Here is an 18,450-nt window from a genome sequence, read left to right on the forward strand (position 1 = left end):
CGACCTGAATCAGGCCTGGTAGTGGCAGAGAAACATGTCCAGTGCCGATTCGATGACCCGGGTCTGCAGGTCCGCTGTCAGGGGCGGTTGGCCCATGGTGATCTGCGGCCAGAAGGCGAAGCTCTTGAGCAGCCCGTGCATCTGTTGGGCTGCGAACTCCGGGTCCAGCGGCTTGAGGCGGCCGTCGGCCAGGGCGCCGCGGATCCACAGGGTCAGGCCTTCTTCCCGTTCACCGAGCCGCGCCACCATGTCCTGAGCCCGTTCGGGGGAGTGGATGGCCGCAGCAATTGCTACTCGGGCCAGGTCAAGAAAGTTGTCGTCGGCCAGCAGTTGCAGCTTGGCCCGCAACAGTGCTTCCAGTTGCCCGCGCAGGGGCTGGTCGTGGCGGTAGGCGACTTCCGCTTGAGCGCTGATGCTGGCCCAGAGCTTGTGCAGGATCTCGGCGAACAACTCTTCCTTGCTCGGAAAGTGGTTGTACACCGTGCGCTTGGATACACCTGCCGTGGCGGCAATCTTGTCCATGCTGGTGATGTCGAAGCCGCTGGTGCGGAATTCGCTGATCGCCGCCTGGATGATGGCATTGCGTTTAAGGTCGGTGAGGCGCTTTGGAGCTGTCATAAGTTGGGTTCGATCAGGGTGGGCGGCTAAATCAATCGGCAGTCTACTTCGTCTTAATTCTGTTGCAATCTAGAAACTACACTGTGTAGTGTAGTTCTCCTTCAGAACGATGATTGGCGGCTGATGCTTGCGTGCCTTGGCCTGTAGATCGTCCCGTAGAACCACCTCGGAACCTTGCCGCGTTCCACGGAGTCCTTTCAATCATGGCCAATGTCTCGTCCAGCCTGACCCGCGCTTCTGGTCAGCCAACCTCTCGTCAGGAGCAGGGCGCCTTTCGCAACCATGCTCCGGTGCGTCGTGCCGGCTTCGGCAAAACCCTGCAGATCTTCTGGAACATGCTGTTCCACAAACCGCGCAACACCCGTCCAGCAGGGGCGATCCCGGTGCAGACGTTGACCCTTGAACAATTGTTGGCAGCGCCCAATCACAGCGTTTTTCGCCTGGGCCACTCCACCGTGTTGCTGAAGATGCGCGACAAGTTCTGGATCACCGACCCGGTGTTTGCAGAGCGGGCCTCACCGGTGCAATGGGCCGGACCAAAGCGCTTTCATCAGCCGCCCATCAGCCTGGAGGCGCTGCCGGAGATCGAGGCGGTGATCCTGTCCCACGATCATTACGACCACCTGGACCACCAGACGGTGCTGAGCCTGGCGGACAAGACCCGACACTTCCTGACTCCGCTGGGCGTGGGTGACACCCTGATCAAATGGGGCGTAGCGGCGAGCAAGGTGCGGCAGCTGGATTGGTGGCAGGGGTGCGACGTCGACGGCATACGTTTTGTCGCTACGCCGTCGCAGCATTTTTCCGGTCGCGGCCTGTTCGACGGCAACCGCACCCTGTGGGCTTCCTGGGTGATGATCGATGGGCCGACGCGGATCTTCTTCAGCGGTGATACCGGGTACTTCGACGGCTTCAAGCGCATCGGCCAGCAGTACGGTCCCTTCGACCTGACACTGATGGAAACCGGGGCCTACAACGTCGAATGGCCCCACGTGCACATGCAGCCGGAGCAAACCCTGCAAGCCCATATCGATCTGCGTGGCCGCTGGCTGCTGCCGATCCATAACGGCACCTTCGACCTGGCCATGCATGCCTGGCATGAACCCTTCGACCGTATCCTGGCCCTGGCCTGGGAACGCAGCATCAACATCACCACGCCGCAGATGGGCGAAGCCTTCAGCCTGGCGCAACCTCAGCGGGGCAGCGCCTGGTGGCTGGAGGTGGATGGCGTTCTGGAGCAGATGGGCATCGAGTCCGCGTAATTTCAGGACTGGCCACGAGGGTGGCCAGTTGCCTGATACATCGGGTTTGGATCCCGTCCTTGAGCGCCGGTCCGATGTCGGTAACTATCCGGGGCCCTCGATCATTCGATCATGGCGTAGTCAGGGCGCTCCATCGGATTGGGGGTCGCTCCGCGGATGTTCATGCCGCGGCCGGGAGTGAAGCCGGGGAAGAACACCAGGCCTTGCGCCTCAAGGCAGAACGCCAGGGCCAGCCGGGTGACGTCGCGCACCTCGTAGCCGGCCTCAAAGCGCTGAATGGCTTGCACCGAGACGCTGGACTCGTGGGACAACCGGTCCATGTCCCAGCCCAGCATGTCGCGGGCCTGAGCACAGTGCTGCGGAGTGAACTGATAAAGGGCGATACGTTCCAGGGTTATTTTCATCGCTAGAGAGGCCATGGTTTTCTCCGGGAGGTTAGGCAGCGCGTTGACTTGATACTGGTTATTTGTACAGTTGTTTTGCGTGCTGATCAAATTCAATTACTGCCAACCCCCGAGCTTTTGGTCACAAGGTTTTACCTGGGAACGCAGCCTCCTGATTCAGGTAGGTGCTGGGGGATTGCCCCAATACCCGGCGGAACATGGTGGAGAACGCCCCGGGGCTCTCATAGCCGAAGTCCAGGGCGATGCGGGTCACCGGTTCGGCCGCGGCCAGCCGGGCCAGGGCCAAGACTACGCAGGCCCGTTGTCGCCACTGAATGAAGCTCATGCCCGTCTGCTGGCGGAAGCTGCGGTTGAAGGTCCGCAAACTGATATGCAGCTGTCCTGCCCAGTGTTCCGGGGATTGGTGAATATCCGGGCGTGCGAGGAAGGCCTGGCACAGCCCGAGCAGTGCACCGGCGGCCGGCAGGGGAATATGCAGCGGTAGCGGGCGACTGCGCTGCAACTCATGCAGCAGCAGGTCGATCAGCAGTCCGTCCCTCCCGTGTTGCGGGTATTGCAGAGGAAGCTCCACCGCTTCCAGAAGCAACTGGCGCAACAGGGGCGAGACGCTGATCACCTGGCAGCCGTCGCTATCCAGAGGCGCTGCTGCGGGTTCGATGTACAGACTGCGGGTGCTGACCCCGAGCATCAGCACCTCGTGTTCCACTCCGGGCGGGATCCACACCGCCCGCTGCGGCGGCACCACCCAGTTTCCCTGGGCGGTGCCCACCTGCATCACTCCGGTGGCGCCATACAACAGTTGCGCCCGGCGATGACTGTGGCGCGGCAGGCGCTGGCCGTCGGCATAATCGGTGCCGATGGCCACGACCGGGCGCGGTGTCCGGTCCAGTGAGTCGATGGAGATATTGCGCATGCGACGAGGTTCCTGGCTGGCGTAAACGCAAACATTATTGGCTGGCATGCTGAAGTCGGCCAGGGCTCGATCTCTTATTGTCCGCAGCTTCTCTCTCGGACGGATGTGGCTCGATGTTCTATCTACTGCTGGCTATTTTTGGCTGCATGACCGGCTTCAGTGCGGTGCTGTTCGGCTTCGGCGGCGGTTTTGTGGTGGTGCCGCTGTTGTACTGGATGCTGCTGAGCAGCCAGGGGCCGGACTCGGCGGCGGGGCATTCGGCCATGCATGTCGCTGTGGCCACTTCGACCTGCGTGATGATCGTCAACGCTCTGTTGGCCAGCTGGCGGCATCAGCGGGCCGGCAATCTTGTCCGCCATTACCTGTGGCCTCTGGGCGCCTACATCGCCCTGGGGGCGATGTTCGGTGCGGCCTTGGCGATGTGGGTCAGCGGCGAGGTGATTCGCTATGCCTTCATTACCTACCTGGGCATCACCATTGCCGATTGCCTGCTGCGGCGCGGCTTTCTTGAGCAGGTTAAGCAGGGTCAGGCTCGTCGTTTGGGGACCGGCGAAACGCTATTGGGTGGTGTAGGAATAGGCGTAATCGCGACTTTTCTCGGGGTGGGGGGCAGCGTCATGACAGTACCTCTGTTACGTCGTTGCGGTCTGAGCATGACCCAGGCCACCTCCATGGCCAATCCCTTGAGCGTACCGGTGGCCCTGGCCGGAACCGCAACCTACCTGGCCCTGGCGCGCTTCAGTCCATCCGATTTGGGCCCCGGGTTCATCGGCTATGTGGACCTGCTGGCGTTCTCGGTATTGTCTCTTGGCTCGTTGCTGGGCATCCGTCTGGCCACGCCCTGGATCGGTCGCATCCCGGATCGGGTGCATGCGCGGGTGTATATCGGCCTGCTGCTGGCGGTGCTGATCAGCCTGTGCCTGACGTGACAGAGGCATAGCTCGAGCAGGAGTTGGTGGGGGCTGCAGCTACTGTGCGTGAAGCCCCGGTGCCTCGCGGATCACGAAGTGGTCCAGGTTCTCGATGTTGGCGCTGAAGACCCCGAAGGTTGCTTCGGGGTTTTTCTTGCTCGGTACTTGCTGGAGTGTCGGGGTGACACCGTAGAAGAAGCAGTACAACTCGCGCTGGCTGTCGATGGCGCTCTTGATCTCTTCGAGGAAGGCTTTGCGCTTGCGATAGTTATCGACCAGCTTCTTGCTCAGGTAGACGTTGACCGAGTAGGGCTTCTTCTTCGATTCGTCAGCGGCCTTGAACCAGACCTTCTGCTCGAAATCGATGCGAAAGCTCTGGGTGTAGTCCTTGATTTGCTTGATCTTGCCCCAGTAGATCAGCCCCTTGTTGTCCAGCAGGTACTCGATCTTCTTGAAGAACGAGGCGTAGGACGCGGTGTGCTCGCCGATTTTCAGCGGCATGCGCTTGAGCAGTTCCTTGTCGTCGATGTTCGACACGAAGCATTCCACCGGGTGGGCGAAGACACAGGTCTTGTCCGGAGTGCTATCGCGCCCGGCGTGGTTGTTTTGCAGGCCGGCTGGCGCAACGGGCGGATTGTTTCTGGGCGCTTCCACCGCCGCGGTCGGGCTGCTCGGTCGGCGTGTGTATTCGCGGCGGGTCAACAGCAGTTCCGAGGGGAAGTGTTCCTCGCGCTCATCCTCGGCGGCTGCGCCTTCGATGCTGCCGGCACCTTTACTGAGTCGGTAAGGGCAGCTTTCTATGTGCAGCGTGCCGGGCAGGTTCTTGAAGTGCGGGGTGCGAAGGTAATTGACGTTCTTGGCATTGAAGGTGCCCAACTGATTTGCGGCGTCGAAGGCGGCGCGACATTCATCGTTGGGGCACTGGAAGCTTTCCTGGGCGGAATCGAAAGCCACGGTTTCATCGAAATTCAGGTCCCGCACGTCATAGATCGACAACTTGTCGTCGAGGCTGATGCAGTAGGCGGTATCGAATTTCATGAGCGCTTTGATCCTTAAGCGGGGGAGGGGTCTTTATAACCACAGCTCTTGCAGCCTGCACGCAATTTAATGGGCCGGCTGCGCTGTCTGTTTTCACGGCCAATAAAAAAGCCCTGAACACGTCAGGGCTTCTTATTGGTTGCGTTGATCCGGGAATCAATCCCAGCTCAGTGCACCGCCAGTTTGATACTCGATCACGCGAGTCTCGAAGAAGTTCTTCTCTTTCTTCAAGTCCATGATCTCGCTCATCCATGGGAACGGGTTGGTGGTGCCTGGGTACTCTTCCTTCAGGCCGATCTGCGACAGGCGACGGTTGGCGATGAACTTGAGGTAGTCCTCCATCATCGCCGCGTTCATGCCCAGTACGCCGCGAGGCATGGTGTCGCGAGCGTATTCGATTTCCAGTTGGGTGCCCTGGAGGATCATCTGGGTGGCTTCTTCCTTCATCTCGGCATCCCACAGATGCGGGTTTTCGATCTTGATCTGGTTGATCACGTCGATGCCGAAGTTCAGGTGCATGGATTCGTCGCGCAGGATGTACTGGAACTGCTCGGCGACGCCGGTCATCTTGTTGCGGCGGCCCATGGACAGGATCTGGGTGAAGCCGCAGTAGAAGAAGATGCCTTCCAGCACGCAGTAGTAGGCGATCAGGTTGCGCAGCAGTTCCTTGTCGGTGTCGACGGTGCCGGTTTCGAACTTCGGATCGGAGATCGAACGGGTGTACTTCAGGCCCCAGGCGGCCTTCTTCGCGACCGATGGAATCTCGTGGTACATGTTGAAGATCTCGCCTTCATCCATGGCCAGCGATTCGATGCAGTATTGGTAGGCGTGAGTGTGGATCGCCTCTTCGAAGGCCTGGCGCAGGATGTACTGGCGGCATTCCGGGTTGGTGATCAGGCGGTACACGGCCAGTACCAGGTTGTTGGCAACCAGGGAGTCGGCGGTGGAGAAGAAGCCCAGGTTGCGCATGACGATGCGGCGCTCGTCGTCGGTCAGGCCTTCCGGGTTTTTCCACAGGGCGATGTCGGCGGTCATGTTGACCTCTTGCGGCATCCAGTGGTTGGCGCAACCGTCGAGGTACTTCTGCCAGGCCCAGTCATATTTGAACGGCACCAGCTGGTTGAGGTCGGCGCGGCAGTTGATCATGCGCTTTTCGTCAACCGCGACGCGGGCGGAAGAGCCTTCCAGCTCGGCCAGGCCCTCGGCGATGTCGAGCTGATCCAGGGACGCCTTGGCCCGGGCAACGGCAGCGGAGTCGCTGGCGGTCACGGCGCGGGCTTCCAGAGCTGCGGCACCACCGGCGCTGTCGAGGCGGTCCATGTTGGCTTCAGTGGCGTGGCCGGCGTTGGCGCCTTTGACTGCAACTTCGCCTTCTTCTTTGTCGAATTCGTCCCAGCTCAGCATGACGTGTCGTCTCCTGCTCGAGGGCCAGATGCCCGTGTGAAAACAAAAGGGTTGGCTTTTCACACGGCGCTACTGGCCGCGTTAAATCAATAGAAATCGTTTGTTGCAGCTGTGAACGCAGGCAATAAACAGAAATATGTGTCCGGGTGCCTTGAGGCTGCTGTCGGGCGGAACTGAGGCTTTCGGTTCCGGCGCGGGAATCAGCAGGTCGTTTTCATCCGGTAAGGGAATGTTGCAGGCCCGTTTTGAGGACGCATTATAAGGATATTTTCCGGCTCGTGGGGTGACCGATGGGCGCAGGCGGGCCAAGGAAGGCAGGGGACCCAGAGCAAAGCGCGGGTTTACAAGGCTTTGACCGCGGAAGATTTTTTTTCGGGCTGGAAAAAATCAGCCGGAAATGGCCAAAAAATAGCCAATTTTACTAGATGTTGTGTTTTTGCAAGCCATTTCGCTGTTTTGAACACAACTCAAATCGACCCGGATTGGGCCCGGTGGAGGCAAAAAGGTTGCGTGCGATTGCCGTGGTCGCACGTCGTGGGAGCGATGCTTCTGGCCGGACCCTGAACGGGCGCTGGCGAGGCATCTTTGCCGCAAGAGGGATTTCTTGCGGCCGGCAGTCATCAAGGTCTATGCAATGAACTTGGCTATTAACCGTTAGAGCAACCGTTGCCCATTACACGGTATTGAAGAATATGTCGTTGACCGTGGGAGTCTTCATATTCCATACGCGCTGGTACAACTTCGCAGACTTCTGGAACTTCGCTCATGGAGATAACTTTAGCGATATCCAGATCAGTGGAGTAAGTGTATTCCTCTACCGGTACTTGTTGCTGTGCGACATCAGTCGGGATCTCATCAGCCATCGCGGTAACGCACAGACTGCTGAGGGCCAGAACTAATAAAGCTTTCATTTGCGTTTTACCTTTCTAAGGTCGTGTGGGGTCACGCAGCCTTTATGAGGCTGCGTGTGGAGCTTGAGTAAACGATTGATTAACTGCCTTCGTGGGGGCTGCAACTTGGTTAATCAGATTGCCTGTTTGGCGAGACAGATTTTAGGCCCGGGGTGGCAGCTCATATAGGTGCACTTTTGATAAACACCTTTGACAGTTTTTGTAACAATCCCCGAAAAAGGCCTGGCCGGGTGCCCACTTGAATATTTTTGCCGAGGGTGAATGTCGCTGTAACCAGCGTTCTTGAAGGGGGGAGGCAAATAGCCGGGCATTTCGCAGGGGGTTGTTACTACCATCGTCGAATGGTTCTATAGGCGCCCCCCGGGCTACAACGGGGTCATACAAAAACAACTATGTCACCGAGGTAAGAAAGATGAGTGCGGCTTCTCTGTATCCCGTTCGTCCCGAGGTTTTGGCCAATACGCTGACTGACGAGGCGACCTACAAGGCCATGTACCAGCAGTCGGTCGTGAACCCGGACGGTTTCTGGCGTGAACAGGCCAAGCGTCTCGACTGGATCAAGCCTTTTACCACGGTGAAGCAGACTTCCTTCGACGATCACCATGTCGATATCAAGTGGTTTGCCGATGGCACCTTGAACGTCTCCTATAACTGCCTGGATCGTCATCTCGCCGAGCGTGGCGATCAGATCGCGATCATCTGGGAAGGCGACGATCCTTCCGAAAGCCGCAACATCACCTACCGCGAGCTGCATGAAGAAGTCTGCAAGTTCGCCAACGCCTTGCGTGGCCAGGACGTGCACCGTGGCGACGTGGTGACTATTTATATGCCAATGATTCCCGAGGCGGTGGTGGCCATGCTGGCCTGTACCCGTATCGGTGCGATCCACTCGGTGGTGTTCGGCGGGTTCTCCCCTGAAGCTTTGGCCGGGCGCATCATCGACTGCCGTTCGAAAGTGGTGATCACCGCCGACGAGGGCATTCGTGCCGGCAAAAAGGTTCCGCTCAAGGCCAATGTCGACGATGCCCTGACCAACCCGGAAACCAGCAGCATCCAGAAGGTCATCGTGTGCAAGCGCACCGGTGGCGACATCAAGTGGAACCAGCATCGCGACATCTGGTACGAAGACCTGATGAAGGTCGCCGGCAGTGTCTGCGCACCGAAAGAGATGGGCGCCGAGGAAGCGTTGTTCATCCTTTATACCTCCGGCTCCACCGGCAAGCCCAAGGGCGTGCAGCACACCACCGGCGGCTACCTGCTCTATGCATCGCTGACCCATGAGCGGGTGTTCGACTACCGTCCGGGTGAAGTCTACTGGTGCACCGCCGACGTCGGCTGGGTCACCGGCCACACTTATATCGTCTATGGCCCGCTGGCCAACGGCGCTACCACGGTGCTGTTCGAAGGCGTGCCGAACTATCCGGACGTGACCCGGGTGGCGAAGATCGTCGACAAGCACAAGGTCAATATCCTCTACACCGCGCCGACCGCGATCCGCGCCATGATGGCCTCGGGCACGGCAGCCTGCGAAGGCGCCGATGGCAGCAGCCTGCGCCTGCTGGGTTCGGTGGGCGAGCCGATCAACCCGGAAGCCTGGGACTGGTACTACAAGAACGTCGGTCAATCCCGTTGCCCGATCGTCGACACCTGGTGGCAGACCGAAACCGGCGCCACCCTGATGAGCCCGCTGCCGGGGGCGCATGCCCTGAAACCGGGTTCTGCCGCGCGTCCGTTCTTCGGTGTGGTGCCGGCCCTGGTGGACAACCTGGGCAACATCATCGAGGGCGCCGCCGAAGGCAACCTGGTGATCCTCGATTCGTGGCCAGGTCAGGCGCGCACGCTGTACGGCGACCACGACCGCTTCGTCGATACCTACTTCAAGACGTTCCGTGGCATGTACTTCACCGGTGACGGCGCTCGTCGCGACGAAGACGGCTACTGGTGGATCACCGGCCGGGTGGACGACGTGCTCAACGTTTCCGGGCACCGCATGGGCACCGCCGAGATCGAAAGCGCCATGGTTGCGCACCCGAAAGTCGCCGAAGCGGCGGTGGTGGGCGTGCCTCACGACATCAAGGGCCAGGGCATCTATGTCTACGTAACCCTCAACGGTGGCGAAGAGCCGAGCGAAGCCCTGCGTCTGGAACTGAAGAACTGGGTGCGCAAGGAAATCGGTCCGATCGCCTCGCCGGATGTCATCCAATGGGCGCCGGGACTGCCGAAGACCCGTTCCGGGAAGATCATGCGGCGGATTCTGCGCAAGATCGCGACTGCGGAGTACGACGGTCTGGGAGATATCTCTACCTTGGCCGACCCAAGTGTGGTGCAACACCTGATCGACACTCACAAGACCATGAACGTCGCCTGAGGCGGGTTCCGAGCCACCCAGCCCCGCCCGGCCTTGCGCCGGGCGGGGCTTTTTTGTGCCGGGGCGATTCGCCGGCAAGCCGCTCGCTACAGCCTCCGCGCGCCAGTTGTGAGGCCCGCTTGCCGCTGCAGGCGAGCGAATAAATATCGGATTTATCCATCTGCCAGGTTCGAATGTTACCGATTCCGTCGAAGATGTAACCCGGCGCCCATTTTCGGGGCAATGGGAAACGTGCGGCCCCAATTCAGGGCCGTTATTATCCACATAAAAAATAAGTCATCACGCTGCGCTTGCCGGAATAGAAGGCTTTGCCAATAATAGGCCCGCAATTTGCAGCGTAGATCGGTTCCCTGTCATTTGCTCTTGCATAGTTTTGAAGAGCTGTCAATGTGCTCCCCCGGTATTCTCGATGCTTCTGTAATTTGTTGTCGCATTGAGGAAATATCGGCTTCCAGCCTGTCGTTAGAATGCCGGTCACTCGCTCGTCGTTGCCTGTGTGTGAGTCCTCTTTCGGGCTTCTCAGGACGCAGCGCCGTCTTTGCAGTTTTACCCATTCGCATATTGGGCTGTCGCTCACTCTGCCGTTTTCGCCCTTTACCGATGGAGTTCTAAGATGAAGAAACTCGTGCTTCTTGGCGCCCTGGCACTGTCCGTGCTCTCCCTGCCGACTTTCGCCGATGAAAAGCCCCTGAAAATTGGTATCGAAGCGGCCTACCCTCCGTTTGCCTCCAAGGCGCCGGATGGCAGCATCGTTGGTTTCGACTACGACATCGGCAACGCGCTGTGCGAAGAGATGAAGGTCAAGTGCGTGTGGGTCGAGCAAGAGTTCGATGGCCTGATCCCGGCACTGAAGGTGCGCAAGATCGACGCCATCCTCTCGTCGATGTCGATCACCGACGATCGCAAGAAATCCGTGGATTTCACCAACAAGTACTACAACACTCCGGCGCGTCTGGTGATGAAGGCCGGTACTCAGGTCAGCGACGGCCTGGGCGAGCTCAAGGGCAAGAACATCGGTGTGCAGCGCGGTTCGATCCATGAGCGTTTTGCCCGTGAAGTGCTGGCTCCCCTGGGCGCGCAGATCAAGCCTTACGGCTCGCAGAACGAAATCTACCTGGATGTGGCCGCCGGTCGTCTCGACGGCACCGTGGCCGACGCTACGCTGTTGAATGACGGCTTCCTGAAGACCGATTCGGGCAAGGGCTTTGCTTTCGTCGGTCCGGCGTTCACTGACGTCAAATACTTCGGCGACGGCGTAGGGATCGCGGTGCGCAAGGGCGACAAGGCCGAGCTGGACAAGATCAACGCTGCCATCGCTGCCATTCGCGAGAATGGCAAGTACAAGCAAATCCAGGACAAGTACTTCGACTTCGACATCTACGGCAAGTAAGACCGTCGAAACAGTCAGTCCGAGATGGCGCAAGCAGCAGAATCTCTGAAGTTTGCGCCATTTTTTCATCCCAATTTTCGAGGACCTGAATCATGTTGAAAGGCTACGGGGCTGTCATCCTCGATGGCGCTTGGCTGACGCTTCAGCTCGCCTTGTCGTCCATGGCCCTGGCCATCGTTCTGGGTCTGATCGGGGTCGCCCTGCGTCTCTCGCCGGTGCGCTGGCTGGCCTGGCTTGGTGACCTGTATTCCACGGTGATCCGTGGCATTCCCGATCTGGTGCTGATCCTGCTGATCTTCTACGGCGGCCAGGACTTGTTGAACCGTGTCGCGCCGCTGCTGGGCTACGACGACTACATCGACCTCAATCCGCTGGCGGCCGGTATCGGCACCCTGGGATTCATCTTCGGTGCCTATCTGTCGGAAACCTTCCGTGGTGCCTTCATGGCGATCCCCAAGGGGCAGGCGGAAGCCGGCATGGCTTATGGCATGAGCAGTTTCCAGGTGTTCTTCCGGGTGATGGTGCCGCAGATGATTCGCCTGGCGATTCCCGGCTTCACCAACAACTGGCTGGTGCTGACCAAGGCCACCGCGCTGATTTCGGTGGTGGGCCTGCAAGACATGATGTTCAAGGCCAAGCAGGCGGCGGATGCCACCCGTGAGCCTTTCACCTTCTTCCTCGCAGTGGCGGCCATGTACCTGGTGATCACCAGTGTCTCGTTGCTGGCATTGCGTCACCTTGAGAAGCGCTACTCGGTAGGCGTAAGGGCGGCTGATCTATGATCTTCGACTACAACGTCATCTATGACGCCTTGCCGCTGTACTTCAGCGGCTTGCTGACCACCTTGAAACTGCTGGCCCTGTCGCTGTTCTTCGGCTTGCTGGTGGCCTTGCCCCTGGGGCTGATGCGGGTTTCCAAGCAGCCGCTGGTGAACATGACGGCCTGGCTCTACACCTACGTGATCCGCGGCACGCCGATGCTGGTGCAGCTGTTCCTGATCTACTACGGCCTGGCCCAGTTCGAGGCGGTGCGCGAGAGTTTCCTCTGGCCCTGGCTGTCCAGCGCAACCTTCTGCGCCTGCCTGGCCTTTGCCATCAATACCAGCGCCTACACCGCGGAAATCATCGCCGGCAGCCTGCGGGCCACGCCCAATGGCGAGATCGAGGCGGCCAAGGCCATGGGCATGTCGCGCTACAAGATGTACCGCCGCATTCTCCTGCCGTCGGCCCTGCGCCGTGCGCTGCCGCAGTACAGCAACGAAGTGATCATGATGCTGCAGACCACCAGTCTGGCGTCCATCGTGACCCTGATCGACATCACCGGTGCGGCGCGCACGGTCAACGCGCAGTACTACCTGCCGTTCGAGGCCTACATCACCGCCGGCGTGTTCTACCTGTGCCTGACCTTTATCCTGGTGCGCCTGTTCAAGCTGGCCGAAGGCCGCTGGCTGCGCTACCTGGCACCGCGGAAGCACTGATATGCAGCGTATCGATCATCCATTGCCCTGGAGCCATCTGGGCTGCGAGCGCAGTATCTCGGTGTTCCGTTTCGGCAGCGGCGAGCGCAAGGCCTATATCCAGGCCAGCCTGCATGCTGACGAACTGCCGGGCATGCGCACCGCCTGGGAGCTGAAAAAGCGCCTGGCCGAGCTGGAGGCCCAGGGCGCCCTCAACGGTGTTGTCGAGCTGGTCCCGGTGGCCAATCCGTTGGGTCTGGGGCAGTTGCTGCAAGGCAATCACCAGGGGCGTTTCGAGGCCGGCAGCGGCAAGAATTTCAACCGTGATTTCGTCGAGTTGAGCGCGCCCGCGGCCCAGCGTCTGGCAGGCGCTCTGGGGGATGACCCCCACGCCAACGTGCGCTTGATCCGTGAGGCAATGAGCGCGGTGCTGGCCGAGCTGCCCCCGGCTGCCAGTCAGTTGCAGGGCATGCAGCGGGTGCTGCTGAGTCATGCCTGCACGGCCGATGTGGTGCTGGACCTGCATTGCGATACCGAGGCGGCGCTGCACATGTATGCCTTGCCGCAGCACTGGCCGCAGTGGCGCTCGCTGGCGGCGCATCTGGATGTGAAGGTTGGCCTGCTGGCGGAGGATTCCGGTGGCAGTTCGTTCGATGAAGCCTGTTCGCTGCCCTGGTTGCGTCTGTCGCAACAGTTCCCTGAGGCGGCGATTCCCCTGGCCTGCCTGGCCACGACGCTGGAACTGGGCGGTCAGGCGGATACCGGGGGCATTGAGGCCCAGGCGCATGCCGAAGGCATCCTGGCGTTCCTGGCCGAGCAGGGGCTGATTGCCGGTGAGTGGCCGGCCCCCGGGCGCGATGCCTGCGAGGCCATGCCCTTTGAAGGCACCGAGTTGCTGTATGCGCCGCACCCCGGCGTGGTGAGCTTTCTGCGTCCGGCCGGGAGCTGGGTGGAAGTCGGCGAGCCGATTTTTGAAGTGATTGATCCCCTATCCGATCGGGTCAGTACGGTGTGTGCTGGCACCAGCGGCGTGTTGTTCGCCGTTGAGCGGCTGCGTTATGCCCAACCCGGTTTCTGGCTGGCCAAGGTGGCGGGGCGCGAAGCGCTGCGTCACGGGCGCTTGCTCAACGACTGACTGTTTTTGTGAGAACCGACCGCATGTACAAACTTGAAGTCCAAGACCTGCATAAGCGCTATGGCAGTCACGAAGTGCTCAAGGGCGTGTCCCTGAAGGCCGCCGCCGGCGATGTGATCAGCATCATCGGCTCCAGTGGCTCGGGCAAGAGCACCTTTTTGCGCTGCATCAACCTGCTGGAGCAGCCCCATGCTGGCAAGATCCTGCTGAACAACGAAGAGTTGAAGCTGGTGGCCAACAAGGACGGCGCGCTCAAGGCTGCCGATCCCAAGCAGCTGCAGCGCATGCGTTCGCGCCTGTCGATGGTGTTCCAGCATTTCAACCTGTGGTCGCACATGACCGCGATTGAAAACATCATGGAAGCGCCAGTGCACGTGCTGGGTGTGTCCAAGGCCGAAGCTCGCGAGAAGGCCGAGCATTACCTGGCCAAGGTGGGTGTGGCGCACCGCAAGGATGCCTACCCGGGGCACATGTCCGGCGGCGAGCAGCAACGCGTGGCCATTGCCCGGGCCCTGGCCATGGAGCCGGAAGTCATGCTGTTCGACGAGCCGACCTCAGCCCTGGACCCGGAGCTGGTGGGCGACGTGTTGAAGGTCATGCAGGCCCTGGCCCAGGAAGGCCGGACCATGGTGGTGGTGACTCACGAAATGGGCTTTGCCCGTGAAGTCTCCAACCAGCTGGTGTTCCTGCACAAGGGTGTGGTGGAAGAGAGCGGCAACCCGCGGGAAGTGCTGGTGAACCCGCAATCAGAACGTTTGCAACAATTCCTCTCCGGTAGCCTCAAGTAATCACTGCCGTTGTGCACCAAATTAGGTCATGCTGCGCACCGCGCGCCAGATGATCTAACTTGGTGCTGTCACCCTTGGCTTCTAACACTGTTTTCGTTTCGGATTGCCCGCCATGACTGCCCATCGAATTGGTTTCCTGATTTGGCCCAGCACTAAAGCCTTGACGCTGGCGCTGGCCGAGGAGGCCTTGCGTGTTGCTCAGCGGGTGCATCCGGAAGTGGTGTATGAGCTGGCGTTCCTGCAGGCCGAAGCCCCGGCCGAAGGCGCCTGGCAACTGCCGGGCGAGCCTTGGGCGGGCAAGCTGGAAGGGTGCCAGAAACTGTTCCTGCTGGCGGACGAGCCGCCCGCGCCGATGAGCGCCGGGCTCAGCAGCGCGCTAAAGCAGCTGGTGCGTGCCGGCTGTGTGATCGGCGGGCTGTCTGCCGGGGTTTATCCCTTGGCGCAACTGGGTCTGCTCGATGGTTATCGGGCGGCGGTGCACTGGCGCTGGCAGGATGATTTCGCCGAGCGTTTTCCCAAGGTCATCGCCACCAGTCACCTGTTCGACTGGGATCGTGATCGCCTGACCGCGTGCGGTGGCATGTCGGTGCTGGACCTGTTGCTGGCGGTGCTGGCGCGTGATCACGGCGCCGAACTTGCGGGGGCTGTGTCGGAAGAGTTGGTAGTGGAGCGCATCCGCGAAGGTGGCGAGCGCCAGCGCATCCCGCTGCAGAATCGCCTGGGCTCCAGCCATCCGAAGCTGACTCAGGCGGTGTTGCTGATGGAGGCCAATATCGAGGAGCCGCTGACCACCGACGAGATTGCCCAGCATGTCTGTGTATCCCGTCGTCAGTTGGAGCGGATCTTCAAGCAATACCTGAACCGCGTGCCCAGCCAGTACTACCTGGAGCTGCGCCTGAACAAGGCCCGGCAGATGCTGATGCAGACCAGCAAGTCGATCATTCAGATCGGCCTGTCCTGTGGTTTCTCCTCCGGCCCGCACTTCTCCAGCGCCTACCGCAACTTCTTTGGCGCTACCCCGCGTGAAGATCGCAATCAACGGCGCAGCAGCAGCCCGTTCGAACTCTCATCGGTTCCCTCCGAACGCGGCTGACCTGGCCCTGTAGGAGCCGGCTTGCCGGCGAATCGCGCGGGCAGCTCGTTATGCCCAGTGCAGCACGCCCGTGCGCCACACCCTTCTAAATCTCGATAGCCGCTACAGAAATGGTGCCGGGTTGCCGTCTAACTACCTGGATAATTACCTTGGGCGAAATGCCCGCTGAATCTGCCGCTAGAGCCCTGCGCAGTTTAAACTGCGCCTTTGCGACGCTATTTGTCGCATTGCCATAAACCCGCGTAAAACCGGGGTTGGCGCTATAAGAAGTTGTCGCTTGGCGACAAGGCCGGGCACAAAACTGTCCTTACAATCCCTCCATCGCTCGCCAGTTCCAGGCGGGTGTTCCTCTTCAGGAGACTCCGATGTCCGTTGAGCAAGCTCCGGTGCAACGCGCCGATTTCGACCAGGTGATGGTTCCCAACTACGCACCTGCGGCCTTCATTCCTGTGCGCGGCGCGGGGTCCCGAGTCTGGGATCAGTCGGGTCGGGAATTGATCGACTTCGCCGGCGGCATCGCGGTCAACGTACTGGGCCACGCCCATCCGGCACTGGTGGGAGCTCTGACCGAGCAAGCCAACAAGCTGTGGCATGTGTCCAACGTCTTCACCAACGAGCCGGCCCTGCGCCTGGCCCACAAGCTGATCGACGCCACCTTCGCCGAGCGCGCGTTCTTCTGTAACTCCGGTGCGGAAGCCAACGAGGCCGCCTTCAAGCTGGCCCGTCGCGTGGCCCACGATCGTTTCGGTGCCGAGAAGTACGAAATCATCGCCGCGCTCAACAGCTTCCACGGCCGTACCCTATTCACCGTGAACGTTGGCGGCCAGTCGAAGTACTCCGACGGTTTCGGCCCGAAAATCACCGGCATTACCCATGTGCCGTACAACGACCTTGCTGCCCTGAAAGCCGCGGTTTCTGACAAGACCTGCGCCGTGGTACTGGAGCCGATTCAGGGTGAGGGCGGCGTGCTGCCGGCCGAACTGGCCTACCTGCAAGGCGCCCGCGAGCTGTGCGATCAGCACAACGCGCTGTTGGTGTTCGACGAAGTGCAGACCGGCATGGGCCGCAGCGGCGAGCTGTTCGCCTACCAGTATTACGGCGTGACCCCGGACATCCTCACCAGCGCCAAGAGCCTGGGCGGCGGTTTCCCGATCGCGGCGATGCTGACCACCGAAGCGCTGGCCAAGCACCTGGTGGTCGGCACCCACGGCACCACCTACGGCGGCAACCCGCTGGCGTGTGCGGTGGCCGAGGCGGTGATCGACGTGATCAACACCCCGCAAGTGCTCAATGGCGTGAAAGCCAAGCACGATCGTTTCAAGACCCGCCTGCTGCAGATCGGCGAGAAGTACGGCCTGTTCACCGAAGTCCGTGGCCTGGGCCTGTTGCTCGGTTGCGTGCTCAGCGAAGCCTGGAAAGGCAAGGCCAAGGACGTGTTCAACGCCGCCGAGAAAGAAGGCCTGATGATCCTGCAGGCCGGTCCGGACGTGGTGCGCTTCGCTCCGAGCCTGGTGATCGAAGACGCCGATATCGACGAGGGCCTGGACCGCTTCGAGCGTGCCGTGGCGAAACTGACTCAAGCCTGATCCAGGTTGCAGTACTCCTCGGCGCCGGCTTTTGCAGCCGGTGTCGAGCCCAATTCCTGTGCCGGGCTGTCCCGGCATTTTTTTCCCTGCGTCGGACGGTTTCCGACCTGTTTTAGAGTAAGGAGTGACACCATGCTGGTGATGCGCCCCGCGCAAATGGCTGATCTGGGCGAGGTACAGCGTCTGGCTGCAGACAGCCCGATTGGTGTCACCTCCTTGCCGGATGATGTGGATCGCCTGCGCGACAAGATCGCCGCGAGCGAGGCTTCGTTTGCCGCCGAGGTGAGCTTCAACGGTGAGGAAAGCTATTTCTTCGTCCTCGAAGATACCGACAGCGGCAAGCTGGTGGGCTGTTCGGCCATCGTCGCGTCCGCCGGTTATTCCGAGCCGTTCTACAGCTTTCGCAATGAAACCTTCGTCCACGCCTCCCGCGAGCTGAAGATTCACAACAAGATTCATGTCCTGTCCCAGTGCCACGACCTGACCGGCAACAGCCTGTTGACCAGTTTCTACGTGGTGCCGGAGCTGGTGGGGTCACCCTGGTCGGAGCTCAACTCCCGCGGCCGCCTGCTGTTCGTCGCCAGTCACCCGGAGCGTTTCGCCGATTCGGTGGTGACCGAGATCGTCGGCTATAGCGATGAGCACGGTGATTCGCCGTTCTGGGATGCCATCGGGCGCAACTTCTTCGACCTCAACTACGCTGAGGCCGAGCGCTTGTGCGGCCTCAAGAGCCGGACCTTTCTCGCCGAGCTGATGCCGCATTACCCGATCTACGTGCCGCTGCTGCCGGACGCGGCCCAGGAAGCCATGGGCCAGGTGCACCCGCGGGCGCAGATCACCTTCGACATCCTGATGCGCGAAGGTTTTGAAACCGATCACTACATCGACATTTTCGACGGTGGCCCGACCTTGCATGCACGGGTTTCGGGGATTCGTTCGATTGCCCAGAGCCGCGTGGTGCCGGTGAAGATCGGCGAGGCGCTCAAGGGCGGCGGTCGTCAGTACCTGGTGTCCAACGGCCAGCTGCAGGATTACCGCGCGGTACTGCTGGAGCTGGATTACGCCCCGGGCAAACCGGTAACCCTGGATCTGCAAACGGCCGAAGCCCTGGGCGTCGGTGAAGGTGCCAGCGTGCGTCTGGTGGCGGTTTAAAGCCTGCTTCCACGACCTGGA

At 60.6% G+C, this 18,450-nt stretch carries 17 protein-coding genes; 11 read left to right on the forward strand and 6 right to left on the reverse strand.

Going from position 1 to position 18,450, the window contains the following annotated elements:
• Nucleotides 1-9: 9 nt before the first annotated feature.
• Nucleotides 10-618 (reverse strand): TetR/AcrR family transcriptional regulator, encoded by a 609-nt coding sequence (locus DNK59_RS03030; protein ID WP_110722225.1) that lies wholly within the window; start codon nucleotides 616-618, stop codon nucleotides 10-12.
• A 203-nt stretch (nucleotides 619-821) separates the two neighbouring features.
• On the opposite strand from DNK59_RS03030, the gene DNK59_RS03035 reads away from it, so the two are divergent.
• Entirely contained in the window at nucleotides 822-1,880 is a 1,059-nt protein-coding gene (locus DNK59_RS03035) for an MBL fold metallo-hydrolase (RefSeq protein ID WP_092311571.1), read from the forward strand.
• A gap of 101 nt (nucleotides 1,881-1,981) precedes the next feature.
• On the opposite strand, the gene DNK59_RS03040 is transcribed toward DNK59_RS03035, so the two are convergent.
• Together DNK59_RS03040 and DNK59_RS03045 are read right to left on the reverse strand one after the other, a co-directional pair.
• A complete protein-coding gene (locus DNK59_RS03040; RefSeq protein ID WP_110722226.1) occupies nucleotides 1,982-2,299 on the reverse strand; it encodes an XRE family transcriptional regulator in 318 nt (105 codons plus the stop codon).
• A 106-nt stretch (nucleotides 2,300-2,405) separates the two neighbouring features.
• Complete coding sequence (locus DNK59_RS03045) at nucleotides 2,406-3,197, reverse strand: helix-turn-helix transcriptional regulator (RefSeq protein WP_110722227.1); 792 nt, start codon at nucleotides 3,195-3,197, stop codon at nucleotides 2,406-2,408.
• Nucleotides 3,198-3,310: 113 nt separating this feature from the next.
• On the opposite strand from DNK59_RS03045, the gene DNK59_RS03050 reads away from it, so the two are divergent.
• The gene (locus DNK59_RS03050) at nucleotides 3,311-4,126 is read left to right on the forward strand and encodes a sulfite exporter TauE/SafE family protein (RefSeq protein ID WP_110722228.1); all 816 of its coding nucleotides are present in this window, start codon (nucleotides 3,311-3,313) and stop codon (nucleotides 4,124-4,126) included.
• Between the two features lie 39 nt (nucleotides 4,127-4,165).
• On the opposite strand, the gene DNK59_RS03055 is transcribed toward DNK59_RS03050, so the two are convergent.
• From DNK59_RS03055 to DNK59_RS03065, 3 genes are all read right to left on the reverse strand, one after another.
• Entirely contained in the window at nucleotides 4,166-5,146 is a 981-nt protein-coding gene (locus DNK59_RS03055; RefSeq protein ID WP_110722229.1) for a hypothetical protein, read from the reverse strand.
• 156 nt (nucleotides 5,147-5,302) lie between these two features.
• Nucleotides 5,303-6,550, reverse strand: a complete 1,248-nt coding sequence (locus DNK59_RS03060; protein ID WP_011062780.1) for a ribonucleotide-diphosphate reductase subunit beta — start codon at nucleotides 6,548-6,550, stop codon at nucleotides 5,303-5,305.
• A 647-nt stretch (nucleotides 6,551-7,197) separates the two neighbouring features.
• On the reverse strand, nucleotides 7,198-7,461 hold the full coding sequence (locus DNK59_RS03065) for a DUF2790 domain-containing protein (RefSeq protein ID WP_016968107.1): 264 nt from the start codon (nucleotides 7,459-7,461) through the stop codon (nucleotides 7,198-7,200).
• Nucleotides 7,462-7,873: 412 nt separating this feature from the next.
• Between DNK59_RS03065 and acs the strand changes: the two genes are divergently transcribed.
• From acs to aruF, 9 genes are all read left to right on the forward strand, one after another.
• Nucleotides 7,874-9,829: an acetate--CoA ligase gene (gene acs, locus DNK59_RS03070; protein WP_060840603.1), complete on the forward strand. Its 1,956-nt coding sequence runs from the start codon at nucleotides 7,874-7,876 to the stop codon at nucleotides 9,827-9,829.
• Between the two features lie 613 nt (nucleotides 9,830-10,442).
• The gene (locus DNK59_RS03075) at nucleotides 10,443-11,219 is read left to right on the forward strand and encodes an ABC transporter substrate-binding protein (protein WP_110722230.1); all 777 of its coding nucleotides are present in this window, start codon (nucleotides 10,443-10,445) and stop codon (nucleotides 11,217-11,219) included.
• 92 nt (nucleotides 11,220-11,311) lie between these two features.
• The gene (locus tag DNK59_RS03080; protein WP_016968104.1) at nucleotides 11,312-12,001 is read left to right on the forward strand and encodes an ABC transporter permease; all 690 of its coding nucleotides are present in this window, start codon (nucleotides 11,312-11,314) and stop codon (nucleotides 11,999-12,001) included.
• A complete protein-coding gene (locus DNK59_RS03085) occupies nucleotides 11,998-12,696 on the forward strand; it encodes an ABC transporter permease (RefSeq protein ID WP_016968103.1) in 699 nt (232 codons plus the stop codon). The genes DNK59_RS03080 and DNK59_RS03085 overlap by 4 nt, the downstream gene beginning before the upstream one ends.
• Nucleotide 12,697: 1 nt before the next feature.
• Nucleotides 12,698-13,810 carry a succinylglutamate desuccinylase/aspartoacylase family protein gene (locus tag DNK59_RS03090; protein WP_110722231.1) on the forward strand — a complete coding sequence of 371 codons (1,113 nt, stop codon included), beginning with the start codon at nucleotides 12,698-12,700 and terminating at the stop codon, nucleotides 13,808-13,810.
• Between the two features lie 23 nt (nucleotides 13,811-13,833).
• The gene (locus tag DNK59_RS03095; RefSeq protein ID WP_011062773.1) at nucleotides 13,834-14,598 is read left to right on the forward strand and encodes an ABC transporter ATP-binding protein; all 765 of its coding nucleotides are present in this window, start codon (nucleotides 13,834-13,836) and stop codon (nucleotides 14,596-14,598) included.
• Between the two features lie 112 nt (nucleotides 14,599-14,710).
• The gene (gene argR, locus DNK59_RS03100) at nucleotides 14,711-15,691 is read left to right on the forward strand and encodes a transcriptional regulator ArgR (protein WP_092311596.1); all 981 of its coding nucleotides are present in this window, start codon (nucleotides 14,711-14,713) and stop codon (nucleotides 15,689-15,691) included.
• A 365-nt stretch (nucleotides 15,692-16,056) separates the two neighbouring features.
• A complete protein-coding gene (locus DNK59_RS03105) occupies nucleotides 16,057-17,277 on the forward strand; it encodes an aspartate aminotransferase family protein (RefSeq protein ID WP_102860682.1) in 1,221 nt (406 codons plus the stop codon).
• A 132-nt stretch (nucleotides 17,278-17,409) separates the two neighbouring features.
• Nucleotides 17,410-18,429, forward strand: coding sequence for an arginine/ornithine succinyltransferase subunit alpha (gene aruF, locus DNK59_RS03110; protein ID WP_092311601.1), 1,020 nt, complete (start codon nucleotides 17,410-17,412; stop codon nucleotides 18,427-18,429).
• The last annotated feature ends 21 nt before the right edge of the window (nucleotides 18,430-18,450 follow it).

Source organism: Pseudomonas sp. TKO26 (assembly GCF_003225665.1).
GTDB classification, from domain to species: Bacteria; Pseudomonadota; Gammaproteobacteria; order Pseudomonadales; family Pseudomonadaceae; genus Aquipseudomonas; species Aquipseudomonas saponiphila.

Excerpts from the sequence above, each read along its gene's own strand:
- DNK59_RS03030 (WP_110722225.1), bottom strand. The coding sequence starts at position 618 with ATGACAGCTCCAAAGCGCCTCACCGACCTTAAACGCAATGCCATCATC.
- DNK59_RS03035 (WP_092311571.1), top strand. The coding sequence starts at position 822 with ATGGCCAATGTCTCGTCCAGCCTGACCCGCGCTTCTGGTCAGCCAACC.
- DNK59_RS03040 (WP_110722226.1), bottom strand. The coding sequence starts at position 2,299 with ATGGCCTCTCTAGCGATGAAAATAACCCTGGAACGTATCGCCCTTTAT.
- DNK59_RS03045 (WP_110722227.1), bottom strand. The coding sequence starts at position 3,197 with ATGCGCAATATCTCCATCGACTCACTGGACCGGACACCGCGCCCGGTC.
- DNK59_RS03050 (WP_110722228.1), top strand. The coding sequence starts at position 3,311 with ATGTTCTATCTACTGCTGGCTATTTTTGGCTGCATGACCGGCTTCAGT.
- DNK59_RS03055 (WP_110722229.1), bottom strand. The coding sequence starts at position 5,146 with ATGAAATTCGATACCGCCTACTGCATCAGCCTCGACGACAAGTTGTCG.
- DNK59_RS03060 (WP_011062780.1), bottom strand. The coding sequence starts at position 6,550 with ATGCTGAGCTGGGACGAATTCGACAAAGAAGAAGGCGAAGTTGCAGTC.
- DNK59_RS03065 (WP_016968107.1), bottom strand. The coding sequence starts at position 7,461 with ATGAAAGCTTTATTAGTTCTGGCCCTCAGCAGTCTGTGCGTTACCGCG.
- acs (WP_060840603.1), top strand. The coding sequence starts at position 7,874 with ATGAGTGCGGCTTCTCTGTATCCCGTTCGTCCCGAGGTTTTGGCCAAT.
- DNK59_RS03075 (WP_110722230.1), top strand. The coding sequence starts at position 10,443 with ATGAAGAAACTCGTGCTTCTTGGCGCCCTGGCACTGTCCGTGCTCTCC.
- DNK59_RS03080 (WP_016968104.1), top strand. The coding sequence starts at position 11,312 with ATGTTGAAAGGCTACGGGGCTGTCATCCTCGATGGCGCTTGGCTGACG.
- DNK59_RS03085 (WP_016968103.1), top strand. The coding sequence starts at position 11,998 with ATGATCTTCGACTACAACGTCATCTATGACGCCTTGCCGCTGTACTTC.
- DNK59_RS03090 (WP_110722231.1), top strand. The coding sequence starts at position 12,698 with ATGCAGCGTATCGATCATCCATTGCCCTGGAGCCATCTGGGCTGCGAG.
- DNK59_RS03095 (WP_011062773.1), top strand. The coding sequence starts at position 13,834 with ATGTACAAACTTGAAGTCCAAGACCTGCATAAGCGCTATGGCAGTCAC.
- argR (WP_092311596.1), top strand. The coding sequence starts at position 14,711 with ATGACTGCCCATCGAATTGGTTTCCTGATTTGGCCCAGCACTAAAGCC.
- DNK59_RS03105 (WP_102860682.1), top strand. The coding sequence starts at position 16,057 with ATGTCCGTTGAGCAAGCTCCGGTGCAACGCGCCGATTTCGACCAGGTG.
- aruF (WP_092311601.1), top strand. The coding sequence starts at position 17,410 with ATGCTGGTGATGCGCCCCGCGCAAATGGCTGATCTGGGCGAGGTACAG.